Raw genomic sequence first — 23,132 nt, 5'->3', positions numbered from 1 at the left:
CGGTCTCTCCCCCCGTGCCGGTGCCGAGCCTCGGCATGCGGCAAGTCTGCGGCGTCGGTCCCGTCGACGTGCTGCCGATCGCCGCATGCCCGGGCATGATCCACCGGCCCTCCGGGCAGGGGAGACGTTGTTCAGTACCGGGCACTTCAGGGGGGAGCCTCCGTGACCACAGGCGGACGAGACACCACTGCTTCGCCGGAGGGGGCGGGCGACGACACTCCCCTGCGGCGGGCCATCGGTCCCAAACTGCTGATCCTCTTCGTGATCGGCGACATCCTCGGTACCGGCATCTACGCGACCACCGGTCAGGTCGCGGGCAAGGTCGGCGGAGCGCTGTGGCTGCCGTTCGTCATCGGGTTCGTCGTGGCGGTCCTGACAGCGGCCTCGTACGTCGAACTCGTCGGCAAGTATCCGAAGGCGGCCGGGGCGGCGCTGTACACCCAGAAGGCGTTCCAGGTACCGTTCCTCACCTTCATCGTCGCCTTCATGGTCATGTGTTCGGGCCTGTCCTCGGCGAGCGCGGCGGCGCGCGCCTTCAGCGGCGACTACCTCGCCGAGTTCACGGACTTCTTCCCGCCCACGCTCATCGCGATCCTCTTCATCCTCGCCCTCGCGGCCCTCAACCTGCGCGGCGTGTCCGAGTCGGTGAAGACGAACGTGGTCCTCACCCTGGTCGAGTTGACCGGCCTGTTCGTCATCCTCGCCGTCGGCGCCTGGGCGGTCCTCACCGGTGACGGCGACCCCTCTCGGCTCGGCGAGTTCCAGGCCGGGGGCACCGGCTACGCGCTGGTCACCAGCGTGCTGGGGGCGACGGCCCTCGGCTTCTTCGCCTTTGTGGGCTTCGAGGACTCCGTCAACATGGCGGAGGAGACCCAGGATCCGGTGCGTACGTTCCCGCGCGCCATCTTCATCGGCGTCGCCGTCACGGGGACCATCTACGTCCTGGTCGCCCTGGTCTCCTCGCTGCTCGTCGACTACCGCGTGCTGGAGGGTTCCAGCGGCCCGCTGCTGGAGGTCGTCAAGGCAGGCGGGCTGGACTTCCCGCCGAAGCTGTTCGCGCTGATCGCCCTGTTCGCGGTCACGAACTCGGCACTGATCAACATCATGATGGCCTCCCGGCTCTGCTACGGCATGGCGAACGAACGCATCCTGCCGCGCGCTCTGGGCCGCGTTCTTCCCCGGCGACGTACGCCGGTCGTCGGGATCGTCTTCGTCTCCGTACTCGCCATCGGACTGGTCTCCACCGGGGAGATCGCGGGCCTCGGCGACACCACGGCCTTCCTGCTCCTGTGCGTCTTCGCCGTCGTCAACATCACCGTACTGGTCCTGCGCCGCGACCGCGTCGAGCACAAGCACTTCCGTACGCCGACCGCTCTGCCGGTGCTGGGCGCGGTCACCTCCCTCATTCTGGCCGGCCCTCTGTCCGACCGGCCCGCGCACGTCTACATCCGGGCGGGCGTGCTGCTGGTCATCGGCATCGGGCTGTGGGTGTTGAACAGGGCGGTGATGAAGGCACGCGGCGAGGGCTGAGCCACTACTCGGGGCAACCGGTGCCCGGGGCGCGCTGCTGCTGCGCGTCGAACAGGTCGCCCTTCATGTACAGGCAGGTGGGTGCGGAGCCCATGTCGTGGATGTTGGCGATCCGCAGGATCGCGAGGTTGCGCTCGTTCCCGATGCGTGAGGCCCGAAAGTCGATCTTCCCGGTCGCGCCCTGGTAGGTGTTCTCCCGCAGCTCCTGGGCGATCGCCGCCCGGTGCGGCCCCGCTCCCTTCGTCTTCGTGTCCAACTGCTGGTGCAGTGTGGAAGTGGCCTCGACGAGCAGTCCAGCAACGTCATAGGCCGTGCCGGTTCGTTCGGCCGGCCACGGCGTCTGCGGTGACTCCTTGTCGGGCAGCGCCTTCCCGAGTTCCGTGCGGAGTTTTCCGTAGCCCGCGCAGAACGCGTCCAAGGGCGTCCCGGTTCCCATCAGGGGCGCGGGACGCCCCTCTTGTGAGCACGACGCACCCGCCAGCGTGACGAGGCCGCCCATCCCGACGTACGACATCGACCGGTTCGCCAGCGCACTCTGCTTACGATTCTCCCCCTGCGCGACGAACCGGGAGACCGCGTCTGCGGCGACGATGAGGGGCAGCTTCCGCTGACTGGTACAGCCGTTGGTCGCGGACCGGATGAAGTCCCCGAAGTCGTCCTCGCGCCCTATGTAGTAGACGATCTCCTCGCTCCGGTCGACGCCGTCCACGCACAGGGAAGCGACCTCGCCGGCTGATTCATCCCATGTCGCCTCTGCCACAGGCACGTTCCGCTCGTCCAGTGCCGCGCCGGCTGCCTCGGCCAGGGTGTCGATGTAACTGTCCGTCTTCTCCGGGTGGTACAGAGTGACTTTCCGCGCCCCGAGCAGCTGTGCGTAGCCGGCGATCAGCTGGGCCTGCGCCGTGTTGTCCGGGACCATCTGGAAGTACAGCGCCGATCTGTCGCCCAGCCCCGAACCGGTCAGAGTGGTACCGACGGCCGGAACACCGGCGAGGCCGATCTCGGTGATCGCCTGCTCGGTCTCCCTGACCGTGCGGTCCAGCCCGACGACAGCGACCACCGAGGGATCCTCGTCGAAGAGCGGTCGGAGCATGTCACGCGCCACCTCGGGCGCCTTGCGCATACCGTCCCCGCCGTTCGCCACGATGACGCGCAGTAACGGCTGCGTCTTGGACTTGACGTTCTGTGCCCGCTGGCGCAGGAGGAGCCCTTCGAGTTCCTCCGCGGCGGCGTGATCGGTGTCGGGCGCGGCCTCCCGGTGGGTCAGGCCTACGAAGTGCACGATGCTGAGATAGGGGCGGCCGGGCTGCTGGCGGTGCAGCTTCGTCGCCACCTCGTTCTGCGCGAAGATGGCCTGCTGGGCCCAGCGCAGGCGCTTGTTGCTGCCGAAGATCTGCACGGCGTCGTCGCTGTAGCCGATGCACTGGCGGTCGCCCGGGCCGATCTCGACGGTCTTGACCGATACGCCGTCGTGGAAGCCGGAACGGAAGTAGACGCACTCGGCGGCCCACGAGTCGATGACGTTCCGGGTCACTGGAAGCAGTACCAGGACCATGGCGATCGTCAGCAGGGTCTCGCCGATGCCCCGTCGGGCCAGCAAGGGGGGCGAGGGCGGACGGAAGGCCCCTGCTCTCGTCCGGGCTTCCCGGCCGTCGGGCCGGCTCACTCGCGAGGGCGGCAGCGCGATCCACGGGTAACGGGCGTTCTCCACCAGGCGTTGCCGTCTGCTGGGCAGGTTGTCCAGCCACGCCGTCAGCGCGGCAGGGGCATCCTGGGGGCTCCAGAGAGTGCCGGAGTCCCCTGCCGCGAGCGCGGCCGGGCGTTCGTCGGTTGCCGCGACGACGAGAAGGGGGTCGAGTTCTCCGGTCTCGTTGCGGACCTCGCTGATGAGCCGCAGCAGTTCCCAGCCGCCGTTGCCGTCGGTGATGTTGTCGAGCAGGACGGTCGTGTAGGTCGTACGGCGCCATCCGGAGCGCTTGGGGAAGACGATCCAGCGTCGACGGCGGTACGCCCGGCGCAGATCTTCCAGGAAGGCGTGCACCAGCAGCTTCTTGACCTGCTCGGGGCTCTCCGCTTCCCGGCCGCGTTCCGTGAGCCGCTCGGCGAAACCACGGAAGCTGGTCGAGTGGCGGGGCACCATGAACGGCTGTCGCCGCATGAACCAGCGTGCCTCCCGTCCCAGGCCGGGGCTGCGCCGCCCCAGCCAGCGCAGCCCCATACGGCGGCCGGCCTCCACGAGCAGATACAGGGTGGATCCGATGAGGCTGAAGGCCGAGGGGGCGGCGGCCGTGGAGGTGGTGAGAGCGCCGGGGTCCGACCGGTGCGCCCGGCCACTCCAATGGCGCAGCAGGTCGGCGAGTTGTTGCTCGTGGCGTCCCGGTGTGGGCGACAGCCGCTGCCCGGTCAGCCAGTCGGCCAGCCGGTAGTAGTCGAAGCGGAAGGGACGCCCGGGGCCGAAGCGGTCTCCGGCGAGTTTGGTCCTCAACTCGTCGAGCAGCGGAATCAGCGGAAGCGACCGATCCTGGACGTCCTGCCAGCGGTCCGTCACCGAGTCGTCCACCGAGTGGGCGTCGATATAGGCGTGGGGCACCGAGGACCGGTGGTCGGACGCCTCCAGCCGCTCATTGAGTGTGGAGAGGAAAACGTCCGTACCTCGGTCGCGCACGAGACACACCAGAGGCAGTGGCCGTTCGCCTCGGACTTCGTCGTCCGATGTCCTGGCCAGAAACCGGGGTCGCTGAGCCAACTCGCCGATGGTGGAGAGCAGTTCGGATGCGCCGGTGAAAGGGGGCCCCGTCTCTGGCATATCTGGCAGGCTACCCGCGTCCGTCACGTCCGATGCGCCATTTGCGCCAGAACGTGCAAGGTGCACGAGTGACGGTGGCCCTCCGGGTGCGGGAGGCTTCCCGTGTGTTGGCCGATGCGGACCGGAGCGCTCGTTCGGCGGGCGGCCGGGGTCGGCGAACCCGGGAATCCGGTGTTCCGCCGGGGCCGGGTGGCGGACCATGTATCGCAAGGTGTGGCATCGCCCCGAAAACGCGCCGCGTCGAGGGCCGACGGGGAGGAGAAACGGTGGACGGGCATCGATCGGAAGCGGCGGCCGCGCAGGTGCGGGAGGCGGTGCGTGCGCTGCTCTCCGTGCTGGAGCCGGAGCAGGTGCGCGAGCTGCGTGCGGGGTCCGCCAGGCCGGACGCGCCCGAACTGCGGGAGTGGACCTATCTGCCGGGCCCGCGCCCCGGTCTGCCCACCGAGGGTCTCGGCCGCCGGCAGCGCGACGCCGTCGATGCGCTGCCGGCCGCGGCGCACAGTGCGCCGGGCGCGGCGTTGGCGCGCGGGGCGATCGAGGTGGAGCGGCACCGCCGCGCCATGGTCGGCGCCACGGGGGCCGACCGCTACTGGGTGCGACTGCTGGGCGACCCGGACGGTGACGGCCCCTGGGGCTGGCGGATGAACGGCCACCACCTCGCCGTACACGTACTGATCACGGCGGCCGGGATCCGGGTGACGCCGCACTCCATCGGCGCGGAGCCGGCGCGCATCACGGACGGTCCGCAGGCCGGGCGCCGGCTGCTGGGGCCGGAGGAGGATCTGGCCCGGGACCTGGTCACGGACCTGGACGTCGGCCGACGGGCGAGGGCGGTCTTCGCCGCCGCGCCGCCGGACGACATCCTGACCCGCGCCGACCCGTTCGCCGGTCCGGACCTGCTGCCGGCCGGCCTGCCGTACGCCGCCATGACGCCCGGCCAGCGGCGGCTGCTCGAGCGCCTGGTGCGCCGCTACCTCGGCCGCGCGCCCGCGGAGTACGCGCGGGAGTGCTGGTCCGACACGGTGGCGCGTGGACTGGACGCCCTCTCCTTCGCCTGGGCCGGTGGCCGCGCTCCCGGGGACCGGCACTACTACTGCGTCCGAACCCCGGACCTGCTCATCGAGTACGACAACACCCAGGACGACGGCAATCACGCCCATTCGGTCCGGCGGCATGTCCGCCACGACTGGGGCGCCGACCTGCTGCGCGCGCACTACACGGAGCAGCACAGGTAACAGCACGAGTAAGGGGAGTGCAGGTTATCGGAGCCCGCGCGGACCGGACCAGCACGACGGGCGTGTGTCAGCGCGGGGTGTCACGCTGGGCCCACACAGGACCTGCGAAAGGGTATCGCCGTGATCACCAACGACTTCGTCCCCGGCTCTCCCTGCTGGCTCGACCTCGGGACCCCCGACGTCCGCGGTGCCGCGGCCTTCTACGGCGCCGTGTTCGGCTGGGACTACGAGTCCATGGGAGAGGACATGGAAGGGGGCATGTTCCGCAAGGACGGCAAGATCGTCGCCGGGCTCGGCAAGCTCACCGAAGAGGGCGCGCGCCCCGCCTGGATGATCTATTACCGCGTCAGTGACGCGGACGCCACGACCCAGACCGTGCGGAGCGCGGGCGGCACGGTGCGGGTGGCGCCGATGGACCTCGACGACTGGGGCCGGATGGCCCAGTACAGCGACCCTTCGGGCGGTCAGTTCGCCGTATGGCAGCCGGGGAAGAACAAGGGCGTCGAGCTGGTGGACCAGCCCGGCTCACTGTGCTGGACCGAGCTGTACACGAGCGACGCGGCGGCGGCCAAGGAGTTCTACGGCGGTGTCTTCGGCTGGCGGTTCGGTGACATGGCGCTGCCGGGCGGAGGGGGCACGTACTCCCTCATCACTCCGGCCGGCCTTCCCGAGGAGCGCATGCACGGCGGCCTCATGCAGGTCCGCGAACAGGATCTCGCCCTGGCCAACGGCCGACCGTACTGGCACCCGGTCTTCGCCGTCGGCGACTGCGACGCCGCGGTGGCCGCGGTCACCGAGAACGGCGGCAGGGTGCAGATGGGCCCCGAGGACGCGGAGGGCGTCGGCCGGCTGGCCGTGTGCGTGGATCCGTCGAACGCGGACTTCGTGGTGCTCACCCCGGCCCGGGAGTGACCGGACCACTCGCCGGTCCGCTGCGCCGGCCCGGCGGTGGCTCACGCGCGTTCGGGTACGCGCGACAATGATCCCCCGACCGTCGGAACGGCCACCCCGAAAGCCCGAGAGGCCCACCCATGATCTTCATCACCGCCAGGTTCCGCGTCCGGCCCGAGCACGCCGAGGCCTGGCCCGACATCACCCGCGCCTTCACCGAGGCGACCCGCGGCGAACCCGGGTGCCTGTGGTTCGACTGGTCCCGCAGCGTCGACGACCCGACCGAGTACGTGCTGCTCGAAGCGTTCCGGGACGAAGAGGCCGGTGCCGCGCACGTCGGTTCCGGCCACTTCGCCGAGGCCCGGAGGACGTTGCCGCCACACCTGGTGGAAACGCCCCGGATCGTCAACGTCACGGTCCCGCAGGAGGACTGGTCCCTGCTCGGGGAGATGGCGGTCCCGGGAGACGCGTGAGACGCTCGGTCCGGTCCCGTCCGGCCCGGAAGGTCGTCAGCCCGCGACGTCCGGTCGGGGACGCTCCGCCAGGTCCTTGATCCGCGACAGACGGGTCTCCCAGGAGCGGCCCATCCGATCGAGCTCGTGGGCGAGCGCGCCGAGTCGGGCCCCGACGGCGACGTACACGACCTCACGCCCGCGCTGCTCGGACTGGACCAATCCGACCTCGCGCAGGACCTCCAGGTGCTTGCCGATCGCCTGCCGGCTCACCGGCAGGATCCTGGCAAGCGCGGAAGCCGACATGGGGCCCTGGCCGAGCCGGGTGAGGATCTCCCAGCGCGTCGCGTCGCCGAGCGCGGCACACACGTCGGGAAGGGCGGGGGCGGTCACGAGTGCCCCGTCGGGGCCGGCGCGCTCTTCTCGACGAACGCCTTCGCGGCCGCCAGCTCGGTGAGCCAGCCCTTGTCGTTGCCCTCGCGCTCCTTCAGCCACGCCGCCGGATCGTCGGCGAGGGTGGAGAACCCACTCTCCACCACGCGCAGGGTCACCCCGCCGCCGTCCCGCTCGTCGATCCAGAACTCGACCAGGGTCGAGGGCGTCGACTCGTCCCGGGACGGGGTTCCGATCCAGCGGAACGCCGCGTAGCGCGGCTTGTCCAGCTCCATCGTCCGGAACCGGAACTCGCCCAGCGAAGGATGGCGCACCACGGCCACGTCGCCCTCGTGGCTCAGGTCCTGCTCGTCCTCGACCGCGCCGTCATTGATGTACCAGCCGGGCCGTACTACCAGTTCCCATACCCGGTCGGCCGGGGCGTCGATGTCGATCTGCCGGGCGATCCGGTCGAGCTCGTCGAGCTCCGCGCCCGTGTGGGTGGTGTCGTTCATGGTTCTCTCCCTCGCTTCTCTCGCTGCAACTCAATGGTTGCACTTCTCGCCATCCAGTGCAACCGAATGGTTGCACCTAACTCGTCGATGACGGAACCGGTAGGGAGAAGCGACCACAGAACTAGGTCCTTGGTGCCGGTCCACCAGGGACCGCGGCCCGATTCGCCGCCCCGCCGGCAACGGCTAGCGTCTGACCATGCGTATAGGACTACTTGGTACCGGCAACGTCGCCCGAGCACTGGCCCACGGCTGGAGCGCCGCAGGACACGATGTGCTCCTCGGTTCGCGCCGGCCCGGGGACAGGACGGACCTCGGTCTGCCCGTAGCGGGCCTGAACGAAACAGCCGCCCACGCGGAGGTGCTCGTCAACGCCACTCCGGGGACCGTCTCCGTGGACCTGCTGCACTCCATTGGGGCACCGGCCTTGGCGGGCACACTGCTGATCGATGTCGGGGTCGGCCTCTCCGACGACTTCAGCGAGCTCTCCCACCCCAACGGCAGTCTCGGGGAACAGATTCAGGAGGCCTTCCCCTCGACTCCCGTCGTCAAGACGTTGTGCACCATGGACTCCACCGTGATGACCGCCCCGGACGGTCTCACCGGCCCGAGCACCGTCTTCCTCTCCGGCGACGACGCCGAAGCCAAGCGGACCGCCGGCCGACTGCTCACCGACCTCGGCTGGCCCGCGTCGTCCCAACTGGACCTCGGGGGCATCGACACCGCACGTGGACAGGAGCACTTCGCCCTGCTCTTCATGGGCATCGCCGGTGTCCTGGGGGCCCACACGTTCAACATCAACGTGGTCACCCGTTCCCCCGCCTAGGACTGTTGGCACACGGCCCCGGGATCGCCGGCGGAGGTGACTCAGCGGGAGGGTCCGACGCCCCAGGCGGCGGCTATGGCGGCGGCGGCCGCGCGGTTGGGCAGGTCGAGCTTGGCGAGGATGTGCTCGATGTGGGTCCCCACGGTGCGGGGCGCGACGTGGAGCCGCTCGGCGATCGCACGGTTGGTGCGGCCGGTGGTCAGTTCGGCCGGCACCTGGAGTTCGCACGGCATCGGAGACGGCGGCGATCCGGGCCGCATACGGCTCCTGCGGAAGTTCCTCGCGGCCCTGACCGAACAGCTCCGGTCCGGCCGGCTGCCGAGCGACCCCGTCCGCCTGTACCGGGTCGCCGACACCGCCACCTCGGCCCTGACGACCGACAAGGACCTCGGCTCCTTGCGGGCCCTGACGGCGCCGGCGCGCAGCCTGAACGGCATCGACCACGACGGCATCGACTTCCGCTCCCTGCCCCTATCGCCGTACCCCGAGGACCCCGGCCGCGTGGTGGCCGCCCAGCCCGGGGGCCACGGAGTTCCAGCAGGCGGTCCGCCGCGACGGGCCGCTCCCGCCCGCGTGGGCTCCTGTGAGAAGGCCCGCCCCTCCACTGGTTCCGGAAGTGTGACGCAGGTCACGTGGCGTGTCCGAACCGCATGAATCGGCCTCTTCTGCGATAACCGAATATCGGACAGTCACCGCCCGCCCTTTGGGAGGTGAGAGTGACACCGGCCAATGTCCTCTGCTGTGCAGGCATACCTACCAAGTTGCCTTCAATCCCATGGTGAAGTGGGTGGCGGCGAGCCGAGTCACGTAGCGGCCACCACGGAAACCGCAGGACTTAACGTCTTGTTCATGACTCAGCTGGACGTGCGGCTGGAGGCCCCCGAGCCGGGTGACGGTGCCTCCGCCGAAGGTATGCGCGCCAAGGGCCTCAACGGGAACTCCGTAGGCCTGATGGGCAGTGCCGTCATCGGCGTTTCCACCGTGGCCCCGGTCTACTGCCTCACCTCCACGCTCGGCTCGACCGCCGGCGAGGTAGGGCTGCAGATGCCGGCGGTGTTCCTCGCCGGCTTCCTGCCGATGCTGCTCGTCGCCTTCGCCTACCGCGAGCTGAACAAGGCGATGCCCGACTGCGGCACGTCGTTCACCTGGACGGTGCAGGCGTTCGGTCCGCGCCTGGGATGGATGTGTGGCTGGGGCCTGGTGATCGCCACGATCATCGTGCTGTCGAACCTGGCCGGCGTGGCGACCTCGTACTTCTGGTTGCTCGCCGGAGAGATCACCGGGAGTGCCGCGGTGGCCGAAGTGGACGGCAACAAGTTCGTGCACATCGTGACCTGCCTCGCGCTCATCGCGGTCGCCACGGTGATCAGTTATCGCGGGATGACGGCGACCAAGGGCCTGCAGTACGCCTTGGTGGCGCTGCAACTCCTGGTGCTGGCCGTGTTCGTGGCGATGGCCTTCTCGAAGGCCGGAAGCGCTGGTCTCCCCACCTCCACCGACTTCTCCTGGTCGTGGCTCAACCCGTTCGCCGTCCAGTCGTTCGCCGCCTTCACGGCGGGCCTCTCGCTGTCCATCTTCATGTACTGGGGCTGGGACGCCTGTCTGACGGCCAACGAGGAGACCAGCGGCAGCAGCCGTACGCCGGGCCGGGCGGCGCTCGTCGCCATGATCGTGCTCGTCGGTTCCTACCTGGCCACGGGCGTCGCCGCGCAGATGGCCGTGGGCTCCGGTGACCAGGGCCTCGGACTCGCCAACCCCGACACGTCGGACAACGTCTTCGCCGCGCTCGCCGGCCCTGTGATGGGCCCGGGCCTCGGCGTCCTGCTGTTCGTCGCGGTCCTCGCGTCGGCGGCGGCGAGCCTGCAGACGACGTTCATCCCCGTCGCCCGCACGGTCCTGGCCATGTCGACGTACGAGGCACTGCCGGCCTCCTACGCCCGGGTCCACCCGCGCTTTCGCACCCCGGGCCGTGCCACGGTCACCGCGGGCATCGCCACGGGCGTCTTCTACACGGTGATGACACTGGTCAGTGAGCACGTACTGGTCGACACGATCTACGCGCTCGGCCTGATGATCTGCTTCTACTACGCGCTGACGGCCTTCGCCTGCGCCTGGTACTTCCGCGCCGACCTGCTGAGGTCCGGGCGCGACCTGATGTTCAAGGGGCTCTTCCCGGTCGTCGGCGGCGGCCTGCTCGCGGCCGTCTTCGGCAAGACGCTGGCCGACATGTGGGACCCCGCCTACGGCAGCGGATCGTCCGTCCTCGGGGTCGGATCCGTCTTCGTGATCGGCGTGGGGCTGCTCGCACTCGGTGTGGTGATCATGTGCGTGATGTGCCGGCGCAGCCCCGCCTTCTTCCGCGGCGAGGTGCTCACCCGGTCGACTCCCGCCCTGATCGCGGAGGACTGAGACGCCGAGGCGGCCCGTGGCGGACTTCGGCACCCACACTCTTGAACAATCCTCAGCTTTCCTGATGTGATCTGCGGCACTGTCGACCGACCGTGCCGGAGGTCCCATGTACCGCCGTCTGTGCGCCGCGCTCGTCTGCGTCGTCCTGCTGTCCACCGGAGCCGCTCACGCGAAGGCCTCCGTCCAGGACCACCGGGACCCGCCCCTCGGCATACCCCGGCTCACGGACGACCGGGGCCGCGTCCTGACCCTGCGCGGCTGGAACGTCGAGGACAAGACCCACCGCGGCGAGGCCGCTCTGTCCGCGATCGGCGAGCGGCACTTCCGGGACCTGCGGGCCCGGGGTTTCAACTTCGCGCGGCTGCTGGTCTTCTGGGACGACCTCGAACCCGAGCGGGGCCGGTACAGCGAGAGGTACCTCCGCAGGATCGAGCGCGTCCTGGACTGGGCGCACAAGCACCGCGTCCACGTCCTGCTCGACGCGCACCAGGACGTCTTCGGGCCCGCGTTCGGACACCGCGGCATCCCCGAATGGGCGACGAGGACCGACGGGCTGCCCTTCCGGCCGCACCCCGACGACTGGTTCGCCGAGTACTTCGAACCGGCCGTGCAGCGTGCCTTCACCCACCTCTACGAGGACCCGGACCTGCGGCGCGCGCAGGCGGGCATGTGGCGGGTGCTGGCCGGACGCCTCGGGGACCATCCTGCCGTCCTCGGCTACGACCTGATCAACGAACCCATGGGCGAGATCGGGCAGGGCGAGGACCTGCCGACGGCGGCCCGGCGCATAGAGCGCGATCAGCTCACCCCCCTGTACAACCGCCTCGCCGACGCCGTGCGTTCCGTCGACGACGACTCCTGGATCTTCTTCGAACCGACCCCGATCGTGGGGGAGGGCGTCCGCACCGGGCTGGGCCGGATCGACGACCCCAAGGCCGTCTACGCGCCCCACTTCTACAACACGGCGATGGAGGCGGGCGCCGACTACGACCCTTCGGCCGGCTGGATCGAGGCGTACGAGTCCGCGGTGACCGTCTATCCGCGCCGGTACCGCGTTCCCGTCGTGGTGGGGGAGTGGGGTCCGCTCAACAACTCCCTGCCGAACATGGGGCGCTTCTACCGTGACGCCCTGTCGTCCCTGAACGGCTACAGCTCAGGCTGGGCGGGCTACGTGTGGTGCTACGGCGGCGGGTACTGCGCCGTCGACGCGGAGGGACGTTTCCGGACCAACAAGGAGCAAACCGCGGCGCCGTACGCCCCCGCGGTCGCCGGCCGGGTCACCGCCGAGGTCTACGAGCCGGGCAGCGGAGTCTTCCGGCTGTCGTACCGGGCCGGGCGCGGTGCCACCGAGATCTCCGTGCCGCCCCGGGCGGGCGGCTGGCGCATCGGGCTGACCGGCGCCCGCACGGCGACGCCCGTGCTGGCGGGGGACCGCGCGGCGATCGCGCGCGTGCGGGCGCGGCCCGGCGCGCATGTCACCGTCGTCGTGACTCCGCGCACGCCACGATGACCCGCGGGCGAACCGCGGACGGAGGCCGGCGAGCCGGAGGCGGGACACAAAAGTTGAGCAGTTGTCTTGTTTCAAGCATTCCCACGCCGCCTACCGGCCAGTACAACCCCTGGTAACACCCGAACCCACCAGGAGGTGCAGTGAAGGACGAACGGCACAGACACCACTGGCTGACGGCGGCCGCCGCCGCGGTGGCGGTGGCATGCGGATCCATCACCGCCGCCGCCCCCGCGCAGGCCGCCCGGCCCGGCCCCGCCGAGTCCGTCTCCTCCGTACCGCTCTCCTCCGAACTGGAGGCCATCCGCGCCGCAGAGGCCACCAAGCTCTACGGAAATCCGGCGGAACGACCTCTCGGCGACCGCAGGACCAGCCTGATCTCACTCGGCGACAGCGAGATCTCGGGCGAGGGGACCGGCACCTACGAACCCGGTACCAACGGCCCCGACAACTGGTGCCACCGCTCGCCGGACGCCGCCATCCACCGCACCGGGATCCCCGCCGACCTCACGCTCGACGTGTCGTGCTCCGGCGCGTACACCGGGAACATCCGCATCGGCGGCGCCAGGCAGTACGCCGACGAACTCGTGCAGAGCGACAGTCTCGCGATCAAGGCGCGCAACACCCGCGTCAAGATGGTGCTGCTGGTCGCCGGAGCCAACGACGACCTCCAGTTCGGCCCCGTCATGACCGACTGCGTCACGCGCTACCTGCTCCTCCAGGGCCCCTGCGAATCCAAGTACGCCCCCGGCTGGCAGGACCGCGTCGACGCTCTCGTGCCCAAGGTCGAGCAGACCGTGCGCGACCTGAAGAGCGTGATGAGGGACGCCGGCTATGCCGACGGCGACTACGAACTCGTCCTCATGGGCTACCCCAGCCCCATCGGCCCCGACTTCCGCGACAACCCGGCCTTCGCCGGCAAACTCGCCTGCGGAGGCCTGGGCTACGACTCCGACACCGTCTGGGGCCGCGACAGCGCGGTCCCCGCCTTCGAACGCGGAATGCGCGAGGCCGCGGCCGACACGGGTGCGACCTACCTCGACAACTCACGGCTCTTCCACGGCCACGAGGTCTGCATGGAGGACACCTGGGCCCGGGGCGCCTACATCGACCTCTCCAAGCCCGGAATGCCGGACGAGAACTCCCTCCGCCAGTCCTTCCATCCCAACAAGCGCGGCCATGCCGCCTTCGCCTCCTGCCTCACGCAGCTGTACGCCTCGGGTGCGGACGAGGCGAGCTGCGCGGACGTCGACTCCTCCGGCAAGCCGGTCCTCTTCCCGTACGCCTGGGACACGGCCTACCGACCGCTGACGAACCGGGCGACCGGCACCTGCGTGGACGCCGACGCCGCCGAGAGCGCCAACGGAACCAGCGTCCTCGGCTGGGAGTGCCACGGTGGCCGCAACCAGGGCTGGTGGTACGACCCGGCTCGGGGCACCATCCATACCGAGCTGACCCAGGACCGCTGTTTGGACGTCCCCGACACCAGGTATCCGGCCGGCACGGGCCTGGTCCTGTGGAACTGCCACGGCGGGGCGCATCAGAAGTTCGTCCGTGACGGGGCCACCATCCGGCCGACGTCCGCGCGAGGGCTCTGCCTCACCCTGGCCGGCCCGAGGGAGCCGCTGCGGATCCAGAACTGCGACGGCTCGGAGAACCAGCACTTCACGGCCCTATGACGTCGACCGGACCGCGGAGATGTCGAACTGCAGCCGGACCTTCTCGCTCACCATGGTGCCGCCCGCCTTCAGGCGCTGGTTGTAGACCAGGCCCCACTCCGTACGGTCGATGGTGGTGGTGCCGTCGAAGCCGGCCCGCTCGGCGCCGAACGGATCCAGGACCGAGCCGAGGTAGTCGAGTTGCAGGTCGACGGGCCGGGTGACGTCGCGGATCGTCAGGTCCCCGGTCATCCGGAAGGTCTCACCGCCCTCGTGGACGGTGGAGGTGCTGCGGAAGACCATCTCCGGGTACCGGCCCACGTCGAAGAAGTCGCGGCCGATGAGGTGCGCGTCCCGTTGTTCCACGCCCGTGTCGACACTGGCGACCCGGATGACGAGGTCGGCCCGCGACTCGGAGGGCCGGGCTCCGTCGAAGTACAACGTGCTGTCGTAGTCGGCGAAAGCCCCTCGCACCGTCGTGACCATCGCGTGCCGTACGGAGAACCCGATGCGACTGTGCGGTCGGTCGATGGTCCACTGCCCGGTCAGCGCGCGAAGCGCGGGGTCGAGCGCGACGCTCCGGGCCGCGGCCTCCGCGCCTGAGACGCCGGTGTCGTCAGCCGGGTTCCGTTCGATGACGGCGGTCTGGCGACGGCTGAAGATACCCATGATCGTGAGCCCTTTCCCATCTGGTACTCCGTGCTATCACGGCGTCGCCGGGCACCGCCCAGCGAGATGGGCCGCCTCGTCCGGGTTCCATGGGGTCGACTGCGAAGCTGCACAGGACCCACATAATGTGCTCGCGTCGCAGTGGTGGCCCGGCTCGGGAAGGGTCCCGCGGAGGCGACGGACACTGGTCGGTACGCCGTACGCCGGGAACCGAGGAGACCAGCGATGCCCCTCTCCGCCAGCCTCGCGCGCGGTGTCGCGCCCACCGCGCCCGGGACGCTGCACGCCCGCACGGTCACCGGTGAGCCACCGGTAGATCTGGACGCGGCTGTGGCGCCCGTGGAAGCCTCTCCGCCGAGCAGGTCGCGGTACGAGCCGACCGTCCACATGCCGCGCCGCACTCCGCGGGACTCGTACAAGTAGGAGCGCGGCACGGAGGCGTACTGGAAGACGCAGACAGTGTCCTTCCGCTCAGGGTATGACGCCGCCGCCGGCCCGTGGCGTCCGGCCCGGACTGCCGGCGTTCGGCCACGGCCCGACGGTCGCCGCGCTCACCCCGCGACCGGCTACTCGGCGGGGTCCTCCTCCGTCCGCCGGACGGTGCGCTTGACCTCGCTCTCGACGGCTTCCGCCGACTGGCCGCTGACCGTGGCGTGATCGGCGATCGCCGCCTGCGCAGCCAGGGCGGCCTCCTGCCAGGCCCGGTGCTGCACGTCGGGGTCGTCTCCGCGGGCGAGGCCTTCGACGCGGCGGACTTCCTCCGCGCGCTGTCCCCGCACATCAGCCTGGAACTGCACCCGTAGGAGGGCGCGGAGCCGGAACGAGTCCGGCACGGCGACGGCGCGGCGGTGCGTCGGCGGAAGCCGCCCGACGAGCCTCAGAGCGGATTGAGGCGGGCTTTGAGCAGGCAGAACTCGTTGCCTTCGGGGTCGGTCAGGACGTGCCACTGCTCCTGCCCCGTCTGGCCGATGTCGGCCGGGCGGGCACCCAGCCCGAGAAGCCGTTCCAGCTCGGCGTCCTGATCGCGGTCGGTGGCGTTGACGTCGATGTGCAGCCGGGACTTCCCCTTCTCCGGCTCTTCCCTGCGACTGAGGATGATGGTCGGCTGCGGGCCGCCGAACCCTTCGCGCGGCCCGATCTCCAGCGTGCCGTCGTCCTCGCGATCGAGCACGACGAAGTCCAGGACCTCGCACCAGAACCGCGCCAGCACCTCGGGGTCGCGGCAACCGAGCACAAGCTCACTGATACGACACGCCATTGACGAAACCTGCTCTCAGTTCTGGGGAAGGCAGGGGAGGCCAGACACGAACCCCCTGGCACCCAGCAGCCACAACGATGCCGCGACCGTACCGGACGAAGTACTCGTCATCGAGTGTCGGGGACGAGAACGACCTTGCCTGTCGTTTCCCGCGCCTCCAGGGCGGCGTGCGCCGCTGCGGCCTGGGACAGCGGGAAGGTCTGGAAGGCGGGCACCAGACTCCCGTCGGCGGCCGCCGCGAGTGCGCGAGTCTCGTTGGCCGGCGCGTCCTGGCCCTCCAACAGCAGGGCCAGCGCGTCGGTGAAGCGTACGCCGCGCTCCTTCATCTCCGCCTCGCCCGGGCGGAACTCCTCCCGGGAGGCCGCACCGATGCTGAGGTGGCGCCCGCCTTCGGCCAGCAGTCCGAAGGCGGCCCGTCCTTTGTCGCCCTCGACACCGTCCAGGACGACCGTGACACCGCGCGGGCCCAGGGTGTCGCGGACCGTGTCCGCCCAGTCCGGCAGGTTGTAGTCGACCGCGACATCGGCTCCCAGCTCCCGCACGGCCGCCGTCTTGGCCGGACCACCCGCCGCGCCGATCACCGTGGCGCCGAGGCGGACGGCGAACTGGACGACCAGGCGGCCGATTCCACCGGCGGCGGACGTGACCAGAACGACGTCGTCGGAGGTGAGCTCCGCGATGTCGAGCAGGCCGATGGCGGTGGTGCCGGTGACGACCATCGTGACGGCCGCCTCGTAGCCCAGTCCGGCCGGGATCCGGTGCAGGGACGCGACGTCGGCGGCGGCCAGTTCGGCGTAGCCGCCCGGCCTGCCGTGAGAGGTCACCACCCTGGCGCCGATCCAGGCCGTATCCACGTCCGGCCCGACCGACTCGACGACGCCGGCCACCTCGCCCCCGAAGACCGCCGGAAGCCGGGGAGGCGGCGGACCGATCTGTAGCCCTTCGCGCAGCGCCGTCTCGATCTGATGGACTCCCGCGGCCCTCACCGAGACGAGGACCTCGCCGGCGCCCGGAACCGGATCGGGCATCGTCTCGTAGCGAAGGTTGTCAGCGGGTCCGAACTCGTGCAGCACGACGGCGCGCATGGCCGTTCCTTCCAGTAGTTCTGCAGCGGAACTCCCAGTCTGCGACCTCGACCTGACTTGAGGTCAAGCCTCATCAGCACGACACTCCGTAACAGCGGACCATCGCGGCCGCGCGGTCGCGCAGGGAGGCGCGCAACCACTGCGGGGACAGCGCTTCCGCGTCCCTGGTGAGCTGCCACAGCGCCCACTCGGCGTGGCGTGCGTCCTGGTAGGTCACCTCCAGCCGCAGCCAGCCGTCTGCGTCGGGTTCCTCGGCACGGACGGCCAGCGCGGTGCTGACCAGTTCCTCCCGACGCGGCGGGTTCACCCGTACCAGCACGCTGACTTGGTCGCCGTCGGACAGGAACTGCGCGCAGCGGTCCCGCCAGATCCGGTCCAGATCGACCTGGTTCGGTCGCTCCGCCGGTTCTGGGAGTTCCTCGGCGGCCGACATCCGCGACAGGCGGTAGGTGCGGTCCGTGCCAGCTCTTGTGGCCAGCAAGTAGCCCCGGCCGCGCACGGTGACCAGGCCGATCGGGTCCACGGTGCGCCACCGCGGGGCCTGGTCCGTGGCCGCGTAGTGGATGCGCAGCTTGTGGCCGACGAGTACCGCGCGCCGGACCTCGACCATCGTGGGGTCGGGCAGCTCCTCGGCGGGAAGGCGGCGTGAGAGCAGGTCGGTCTCCGGGTCGACGAGCAGTCGCCGGGCGGCGTCGCTCGCGGTGTCCCGATGGCTTTCGGGCAGCGCGTCGGCCACCTTGCGCATGGCCGACGCGAGCTCTAGGCGGCCCTCCCGCCCACTCCGGCCCGGGGTCACCACGCCTCGATGACCGGCGCGCCGGATCCGTGCTGCCGCCAGGATTCGCTGAGGCGCGCGAGCCGGTCCGCGGCGGCGACGCCGTGCAGGGACGCGACCTTGCCCTCGCGCACTTCGAACGCGACGGCGCCCACCACCCGGTCCTCGATCACGGCCAGGACGGCCGGGGCGCCGTTGATCCACGCGATATGCATCGCCGGCGAACCGCCGGCCAGCCGCCGCTTCGCCGGAGTGGGCTTGAAGCCGGCCCGTACGTAGGAGGCGACGCGCTCGCGCGTCCTGTACCTCAGCAGCCGCCTGGCCAGTCCGGCGCCGTCCGAGACCGCCGTCACGTCGTCGGTGAGCAGCGCCACCAGTCGTTCCGTGCGCCCTGACGTGGCGGCGGCGAGGAACTCCTCGACGACCCGGCGGGCCGACGCGGGGTCGGCCTCGCCGCCGCGGCGCCGCTCGGCGGTGACCCGGCCCCGGGCCCGGTGAACGTGTTGCTGGCTCGCGGACTCGGTGATGTCGAGGATCCCGGCGATCTCGGCGTGACTGTACGAGAAGGCCTCACGCAGGACGTAGACGGCCCGCTCGACCGGCGAGAGCCGCTCCATGAGGGTCAGTACCGCCAAGGCCACCGATTCGCGCTGCTCGAAGGTGTCGGCCGGGTCGAGCATCGGGTCGCCATCGAGGAGCGGCTCGGGCAGCCAGGCACCGGCCGCCCGCTCGTGACGCGCCTGCGCCGAGCGGAGCCGGTCGATGCAGAGATTGGTGACGACCTTGGTCAGCCACGCTTCCGGCACCTCCACCCGTTCGTGATCCGCGGCCTGCCAGCGCAGGAACGTGTCCTGCACGGCGTCCTCGGCGTCGGCGGCCGAGCCGAGCAGCCGGTACGCGAGCGAGGCCAGCCGGGACCGGCTGGCCGCGAAACGATCGACGGCTGCACTGTCCATGCGCGACAGCCTATGCGGCGCCCGGCGCACCGGACCGCTCAGGCGTGGCGACCAGGCGACGCTTGCGCCTGGGCATGCCGAAGGTCGGGTGGGCGATGCCCCACCCGGCCCCCTTGAGCACCCCTGACTTGAATCGCGAGGCGGTCCGGCCGCCGAGGTACCAGGACTTCGACCGGACGTCCCCGTCCACCATCTGGAAGATCGCGTCCCGTCGCCCGAGGCTGATGTGGTTGCCGTGGTACTTCAGCCCGGTGGTCGGGACCTCGCCGCCCGTCAGGCGCGCGATGATCGCGGCGGTCGCCTGCATGTTGGTGAAGCCGGCCGAGGCACAGGACATCGGCAGCGGCCGGCCGTTGTCGCCGATCGCGTAGGCGCAGTCGCCGGCGGCGTAGACGTCCGGGTGCGAGACCGAGCGCATGGTGCGGTCGACGACGATCTGGCCTGTCTGGGCGACCTCCAGACCGCTGGCGGCCGCGATGGGGTGCACGGCGAACCCGGCCGACCACACGGTCACGTCGGCCGGGACGGAGGTGCCGCCGGCGGTGATCGTCCGTGTCGGCTCGACTGCTTCGATGTGGGTGTGTTCGTGGACGGTGATGCCGAGCCGGTCGAACGCCCGGCGCAGGTGACGGCGGGCTCCCGGCGAGAGCCAGGCGCCCAGCTCGCCGCCGGCGGCGAGCGCGACCGAGAGGTCGGGCCCGGACTCGGCCAGCTCGGTGGCGGTCTCGATGCCGGTCAGCCCCTCACCGACGACCAGCACGGTGCCGCCCTTGCCCAGGCCGGCCAGGCGCTCGCGCAGCCGCAGCGCCGAGGACCGGCCGGTCACATCGAAGGCGTACTCGGCCGCCCCCGGGACGCCGTGGTGGGCGACGGAGCTGCCGAGGGCGTAGAGAAGCGTGTCGTACGTGAGCTCGCCGTGCCCGTCCTCGCCGGTCACGGCGACGGTCCTGCGCTCCGGGTCGACGCCGGTGACGCGCGCCAGACGCAGCCGCACCCCGGTGCCCGCGAACACGTCGGCGAGCTCGCGGAACGCGACGTCCTGGCCGCTCGCGACCTGGTGGAGCCGCATCCGCTCGACGAAGACGGGCACGGCGTTGACGACGGTGATCTCGGTGTCGGCGGGGGAGAGCCGGCGGGCCAGGTTCCCGGCCGCGAAGGCCCCGGCGTATCCGGCTCCCAGTACGACGATGCGGTGCTTCATGGCGTTGCTCCTGTCTCGTTCGCGTGCCCCTTGAACGAGATGGCGTCCCGATTGCTGACAGGAGGCGGGTGTGACGCGGGTCACCGGCCTGGCGCGGGCGACTGAGCCTTGGACAGGCGCTCGGCCGCGCCTGGGCCTCTCGATGCCGGGAGCTGAGCAGCCAAACCCCCTGCTAGGGTGCGCCGATGTCATCGATCAAGCAGTTCCAGGTCACCTTCGACTGCACAGAACCCGAGCGCCTCGCGCGCTTTTGGTGCGAGGTGTTGGGGTACGTCGTATCGCCGCCGCCGAAGGGGTTCGCCACGTGGGACGACTTCGATGGCTCACGGCCGCGTGAAGAACGGGGCTCGTGGTTCGCATGCGGCGACCCTTCCGGTGCGGGCCCGCGACTGTTCTTCCAGCGCGTTCCCGAAGGGAAGGTCGTCAAGAACCGGGTGCACCTCGACGTGCGGGTCGGCACCGGGCTCGTGGGCGAGGAGCGCCTCGCCGCACTCGAAGCCGAGTGCGCACGCCTGATTCCGCTCGGCGCGGTACGCGTACGGCTTCTGTACGACGGCAACGACTCGTGCATCGTGATGCGGGACATCGAGGGCAACGAGTTCTGTCTCGACTGAGCATCCCGGCCCGGAGCGGAGATCGCCGCCTGGTCACCCGGGTTCCCTCCGCGACGCCGGCACGCCCCGCCGCGTGCCGCCGCCGGACGACGAGGACCTGACGGTGAGGCTCCGGCTCGGCTCGGCTCGGCTCGGATCCGATCCGATCGGCTCGGACCGGAACACTAGAGCAGATCGCGGGGCACCGTCTCGTTCCAGGTGCGCGAGAACACCCGTCGGCCGCCTTCGTACCCGTCCAGTGTGGCGTCGACGGAGAACCGGCCTGCGTCACAGGTGAGACGGGTATGAGTGACCACCCGTACGTCCCAGTCCTCGCGCCGGAAGCCCATGGTCCACGTGGACTCGCCGCTGACGGACGTGAAGTCGTCGCCGACCGAGGCGTAGCGTTCGTGCGCGCGCCGGCCGACGTCCAGGCCGATGTCCTCGAAGCGGCCCGTGCCCCGGTCCTTCACCGTGTCCAGCTCGGAGTGGTAGCCGACCAGGTCCCGCTTGACGTCCCACCGTTCCTCCGGCGGTGTCACCGTCGTGGCGTCGATTGTCGTGGTGTCGATTGTCGTGCACGAGCTCAAGCGGGCGGCGTGTCCGAAGACCACACGCCGAACCACTGCTCGGCACCGTACGCCTCGAACCGCTCCAGCTCGGTGAACCCCAGCTTCGCCGCGAGGCGCATCGAGCGGGCGTTGGCCGTCTGGGTGTAAAGCACGACCGGTTCACCGGGCAGCGCGCCGGCGAACCAGTCAAGTGCGGCTGTGCACGCCTCGGTGGCGTACCCGCGTCCCCACGCCTTGGGCAGGAACAAGTAGCCGAGCTCGGTCTCCCCGGCCTTCCGTCGCCCGGCCGGACGCTCGGGGTCGTGCGGATCGAGTTGTATGGTGCCGATCGGCGCCCCGGCGAGTTCGACCACGAAGAAGCCGGAGCGCCGTCCGGGCACCTCGGGCACCGTGCGTTCGAGCGCGGCGCGCGGTCGAGGGCCACCGAGGTAGGTGCCCACCTCGGGCGAGGCGTTCAGCTCGATGACCGCCGCACGGTCCCGGGCCTCCGACTCGCGGAGTACGAGCCGCTCGGTCTTGATCGGGGCAGGCGGCCAGGCGATGGGTCTCGGGTCAGCCATGCCGGCCAACCTATCCATCAGGCCCGGAAGCGATCAATGCTCGCGGACCGGTCGGCTTCCGGCCTCCGCGCCGACGGCCTCCGGAAGATCACTCGCTTGCCCTCGACCGCACTTGAGGCCAGACGTCTCTCCGCATGACCCGCGGAGCGCGCAGGCTCAGCACCGAAATGCAGGAGCAACACCCCATGGCCACCCGGCAGATCTCCGACGCCGAACTCGCCGGACAGCCCGCCGCGTACTGGACCGGTGTCGCCTACCGGGCGCTCATCGCGTACACCCAGGCCCAGCTGGTCGAGAAGGGCTGCACCCAGCCCCAGTCCTGGCTGCTGCGCAATCCGCCGGCGAACGACATCTCCCCCGACGGCGAGGGAATGACCCTGCCCGAGCTGCGGGAGGCCATTACCTCCTGCGTCCGTCCCGAGGACGATCTGGCGGCGGAGGCCGGGGTGCTCCTGGAACGCGGCTGGCCGGCCCGGGACGCCGGGCACCGTCCATGGCTCACCGAGGAGGGGGAGAGAGCCCGCCTCGACCTGGCGCGCGACACGCCGGCGATCCGCGCCGCCCTCCATGAGGGCATCGACGACGCGGACTACGTCATCACGCTGAAAGCGCCCCGGCGACTGATCCGCGACGCGGGCGGGACGGTCACCTGACAGCGCGGAGCCCCCGCCGCTGTTGTCCGACGGGAGCTCCGGTGTGTGTGGCTCAGTAGATGTCGGCGTCGACCTCGTCAGTGCCGTCCCCGCGTGCCACGTTGATCTGGGCGCGCAGCGAGATCTCGTCGTACACGCGGTACTCCCGCACGATCCGGCCGTTCTGGATCAGGAACTGGGAGACGCCGAGCACGGTCACCGGCTGCCCGGTCAGAGCGCCGAAGGCGGGCGTGCCCCGGTACGTGCCACGCATGGTCCACATGACGGCGACGCGCAGACCCGCGTACCGCTCGTTGTAGTTGGCCTGGACGTCACGGACGGCGAACCGTGCGTCCGGGAACGGGCCGACCATGGCCGGCAGATCGGCCTGGCAGCGCTCGGGTCGGATGACGGTGCGGTCGCCGATCGTGTGCAGGAACAGGTCGCGGTCCATGTAGTCATGGACCTTGTCCAGGCGCCGCTGCGACCACACCTCCTCGATGAACTCCAGCACCATCTCGCACTCGGGACGGAACTGGCCGGGGCGCTCCCCGCTGTCACCGACCCGGAGCACCTCCTTCGAGACCGGCCGGCCACCCCGGGAACTTCCCCTGTACGAGAGCCGGATCGACC

General features: G+C 70.6%; 24 protein-coding genes and 2 pseudogenes. 12 read left to right on the top strand and 14 right to left on the bottom strand.

Annotation, left to right across the window (positions count from 1 at the left end; translation table 11 throughout):
* The first annotated feature begins 162 nt into the window (after positions 1-162).
* Complete coding sequence (locus tag ACIQ1J_RS22490) at positions 163-1,530, top strand: APC family permease (RefSeq protein ID WP_403559159.1); 1,368 nt, start codon at positions 163-165, stop codon at positions 1,528-1,530.
* Positions 1,531-1,534: 4 nt separating this feature from the next.
* On the opposite strand, the gene ACIQ1J_RS22485 is transcribed toward ACIQ1J_RS22490, so the two are convergent.
* Positions 1,535-4,195, bottom strand: a complete 2,661-nt coding sequence (locus ACIQ1J_RS22485; protein ID WP_403559156.1) for a hypothetical protein — start codon at positions 4,193-4,195, stop codon at positions 1,535-1,537.
* A 407-nt stretch (positions 4,196-4,602) separates the two neighbouring features.
* On the opposite strand from ACIQ1J_RS22485, the gene ACIQ1J_RS22480 reads away from it, so the two are divergent.
* From ACIQ1J_RS22480 to ACIQ1J_RS22470, 3 genes are all read left to right on the top strand, one after another.
* Positions 4,603-5,571 (top strand): DUF3500 domain-containing protein, encoded by a 969-nt coding sequence (locus ACIQ1J_RS22480; RefSeq protein ID WP_403559153.1) that lies wholly within the window; start codon positions 4,603-4,605, stop codon positions 5,569-5,571.
* Between the two features lie 120 nt (positions 5,572-5,691).
* Positions 5,692-6,483 (top strand): VOC family protein, encoded by a 792-nt coding sequence (locus ACIQ1J_RS22475; protein ID WP_403559150.1) that lies wholly within the window; start codon positions 5,692-5,694, stop codon positions 6,481-6,483.
* Between the two features lie 119 nt (positions 6,484-6,602).
* Positions 6,603-6,935, top strand: coding sequence for a putative quinol monooxygenase (locus tag ACIQ1J_RS22470; RefSeq protein ID WP_403559147.1), 333 nt, complete (start codon positions 6,603-6,605; stop codon positions 6,933-6,935).
* 36 nt (positions 6,936-6,971) lie between these two features.
* Here the strand turns inward: ACIQ1J_RS22470 and ACIQ1J_RS22465 are convergent, their stop codons facing one another.
* Both ACIQ1J_RS22465 and ACIQ1J_RS22460 read right to left on the bottom strand, forming a co-directional pair.
* Positions 6,972-7,307: an ArsR/SmtB family transcription factor gene (locus ACIQ1J_RS22465; RefSeq protein ID WP_403559145.1), complete on the bottom strand. Its 336-nt coding sequence runs from the start codon at positions 7,305-7,307 to the stop codon at positions 6,972-6,974.
* Positions 7,304-7,801: an ATPase gene (locus ACIQ1J_RS22460; protein WP_210961955.1), complete on the bottom strand. Its 498-nt coding sequence runs from the start codon at positions 7,799-7,801 to the stop codon at positions 7,304-7,306. The genes ACIQ1J_RS22465 and ACIQ1J_RS22460 overlap by 4 nt, the downstream gene beginning before the upstream one ends.
* A 196-nt stretch (positions 7,802-7,997) precedes the next feature.
* On the opposite strand from ACIQ1J_RS22460, the gene ACIQ1J_RS22455 reads away from it, so the two are divergent.
* Entirely contained in the window at positions 7,998-8,624 is a 627-nt protein-coding gene (locus ACIQ1J_RS22455; RefSeq protein WP_403559143.1) for an NADPH-dependent F420 reductase, read from the top strand.
* A 41-nt stretch (positions 8,625-8,665) separates the two neighbouring features.
* Here the strand turns inward: ACIQ1J_RS22455 and ACIQ1J_RS22450 are convergent, their stop codons facing one another.
* A complete protein-coding gene (locus tag ACIQ1J_RS22450) occupies positions 8,666-8,839 on the bottom strand; it encodes a response regulator transcription factor (RefSeq protein ID WP_403559141.1) in 174 nt (57 codons plus the stop codon).
* On the opposite strand from ACIQ1J_RS22450, the gene ACIQ1J_RS22445 reads away from it, so the two are divergent.
* The 4 genes from ACIQ1J_RS22445 (at position 8,820) to ACIQ1J_RS22430 (ending at position 14,219) form a co-directional block, all read left to right on the top strand.
* Positions 8,820-9,278 carry a hypothetical protein gene (locus ACIQ1J_RS22445; protein WP_403559139.1) on the top strand — a complete coding sequence of 153 codons (459 nt, stop codon included), beginning with the start codon at positions 8,820-8,822 and terminating at the stop codon, positions 9,276-9,278. The two genes, ACIQ1J_RS22450 and ACIQ1J_RS22445, sit on opposite strands and share 20 nt — an antisense overlap.
* 195 nt (positions 9,279-9,473) lie before the next feature.
* Positions 9,474-11,033, top strand: a complete 1,560-nt coding sequence (locus ACIQ1J_RS22440; protein WP_403559137.1) for an APC family permease — start codon at positions 9,474-9,476, stop codon at positions 11,031-11,033.
* Between the two features lie 106 nt (positions 11,034-11,139).
* The gene (locus tag ACIQ1J_RS22435) at positions 11,140-12,543 is read left to right on the top strand and encodes a cellulase family glycosylhydrolase (RefSeq protein ID WP_403559135.1); all 1,404 of its coding nucleotides are present in this window, start codon (positions 11,140-11,142) and stop codon (positions 12,541-12,543) included.
* A gap of 140 nt (positions 12,544-12,683) precedes the next feature.
* On the top strand, positions 12,684-14,219 hold the full coding sequence (locus ACIQ1J_RS22430) for a ricin-type beta-trefoil lectin domain protein (protein ID WP_403559133.1): 1,536 nt from the start codon (positions 12,684-12,686) through the stop codon (positions 14,217-14,219).
* On the opposite strand, the gene ACIQ1J_RS22425 is transcribed toward ACIQ1J_RS22430, so the two are convergent.
* A complete protein-coding gene (locus ACIQ1J_RS22425; protein ID WP_403559131.1) occupies positions 14,214-14,867 on the bottom strand; it encodes a YceI family protein in 654 nt (217 codons plus the stop codon). The genes ACIQ1J_RS22430 and ACIQ1J_RS22425 overlap by 6 nt on opposite strands.
* Before the next feature lie 225 nt (positions 14,868-15,092).
* On the opposite strand from ACIQ1J_RS22425, the gene ACIQ1J_RS22420 reads away from it, so the two are divergent.
* Positions 15,093-15,290, top strand: a complete 198-nt coding sequence (locus ACIQ1J_RS22420; RefSeq protein WP_403559128.1) for a hypothetical protein — start codon at positions 15,093-15,095, stop codon at positions 15,288-15,290.
* A gap of 143 nt (positions 15,291-15,433) precedes the next feature.
* Here the strand turns inward: ACIQ1J_RS22420 and ACIQ1J_RS22415 are convergent, their stop codons facing one another.
* The 6 genes and pseudogenes from ACIQ1J_RS22415 to ACIQ1J_RS22390 all read right to left on the bottom strand — a co-directional run bounded on the left by ACIQ1J_RS22415 (position 15,434) and on the right by ACIQ1J_RS22390 (position 20,142).
* The gene (locus ACIQ1J_RS22415) at positions 15,434-15,580 is read right to left on the bottom strand and encodes a hypothetical protein (protein ID WP_403559125.1); all 147 of its coding nucleotides are present in this window, start codon (positions 15,578-15,580) and stop codon (positions 15,434-15,436) included.
* Between the two features lie 164 nt (positions 15,581-15,744).
* Positions 15,745-16,125, bottom strand: a complete 381-nt coding sequence (locus ACIQ1J_RS22410) for a VOC family protein (RefSeq protein ID WP_210961949.1) — start codon at positions 16,123-16,125, stop codon at positions 15,745-15,747.
* A 107-nt stretch (positions 16,126-16,232) separates the two neighbouring features.
* Positions 16,233-17,210: a zinc-binding dehydrogenase gene (locus ACIQ1J_RS22405; RefSeq protein ID WP_403559121.1), complete on the bottom strand. Its 978-nt coding sequence runs from the start codon at positions 17,208-17,210 to the stop codon at positions 16,233-16,235.
* A gap of 73 nt (positions 17,211-17,283) precedes the next feature.
* A pseudogene (locus ACIQ1J_RS22400) lies at positions 17,284-17,967 on the bottom strand (helix-turn-helix transcriptional regulator); the annotation flags it as partial.
* 35 nt (positions 17,968-18,002) lie between these two features.
* Positions 18,003-18,941, bottom strand: a complete 939-nt coding sequence (locus ACIQ1J_RS22395; RefSeq protein ID WP_403559119.1) for a sigma-70 family RNA polymerase sigma factor — start codon at positions 18,939-18,941, stop codon at positions 18,003-18,005.
* A gap of 10 nt (positions 18,942-18,951) precedes the next feature.
* Positions 18,952-20,142 carry an NAD(P)/FAD-dependent oxidoreductase gene (locus tag ACIQ1J_RS22390; RefSeq protein ID WP_403559116.1) on the bottom strand — a complete coding sequence of 397 codons (1,191 nt, stop codon included), beginning with the start codon at positions 20,140-20,142 and terminating at the stop codon, positions 18,952-18,954.
* A 185-nt stretch (positions 20,143-20,327) separates the two neighbouring features.
* Here ACIQ1J_RS22390 and ACIQ1J_RS22385 point away from each other — a divergent pair, with 185 nt between their 5' ends.
* Positions 20,328-20,756, top strand: a complete 429-nt coding sequence (locus ACIQ1J_RS22385; protein ID WP_403559113.1) for a VOC family protein — start codon at positions 20,328-20,330, stop codon at positions 20,754-20,756.
* Positions 20,757-20,920: 164 nt separating this feature from the next.
* Here the strand turns inward: ACIQ1J_RS22385 and ACIQ1J_RS22380 are convergent.
* Positions 20,921-21,283: pseudogene (locus tag ACIQ1J_RS22380) on the bottom strand (peptidase S15); the annotation flags it as partial.
* A gap of 38 nt (positions 21,284-21,321) precedes the next feature.
* On the bottom strand, positions 21,322-21,867 hold the full coding sequence (locus tag ACIQ1J_RS22375; protein WP_403559110.1) for a GNAT family N-acetyltransferase: 546 nt from the start codon (positions 21,865-21,867) through the stop codon (positions 21,322-21,324).
* 185 nt (positions 21,868-22,052) lie between these two features.
* On the opposite strand from ACIQ1J_RS22375, the gene ACIQ1J_RS22370 reads away from it, so the two are divergent.
* Positions 22,053-22,520 (top strand): MarR family transcriptional regulator, encoded by a 468-nt coding sequence (locus ACIQ1J_RS22370; RefSeq protein ID WP_403559107.1) that lies wholly within the window; start codon positions 22,053-22,055, stop codon positions 22,518-22,520.
* A 52-nt stretch (positions 22,521-22,572) separates the two neighbouring features.
* On the opposite strand, the gene ACIQ1J_RS22365 is transcribed toward ACIQ1J_RS22370, so the two are convergent.
* Complete coding sequence (locus ACIQ1J_RS22365; RefSeq protein WP_403559105.1) at positions 22,573-23,073, bottom strand: ester cyclase; 501 nt, start codon at positions 23,071-23,073, stop codon at positions 22,573-22,575.
* Positions 23,074-23,132 lie beyond the last annotated feature (59 nt).

The organism is Streptomyces sp. NPDC097107 (assembly GCF_044762405.1).
Lineage (GTDB): Bacteria > Actinomycetota > Actinomycetes > Streptomycetales > Streptomycetaceae > Streptomyces > Streptomyces thinghirensis.
This window is presented reverse-complemented; position numbering and strand designations above follow the sequence as displayed.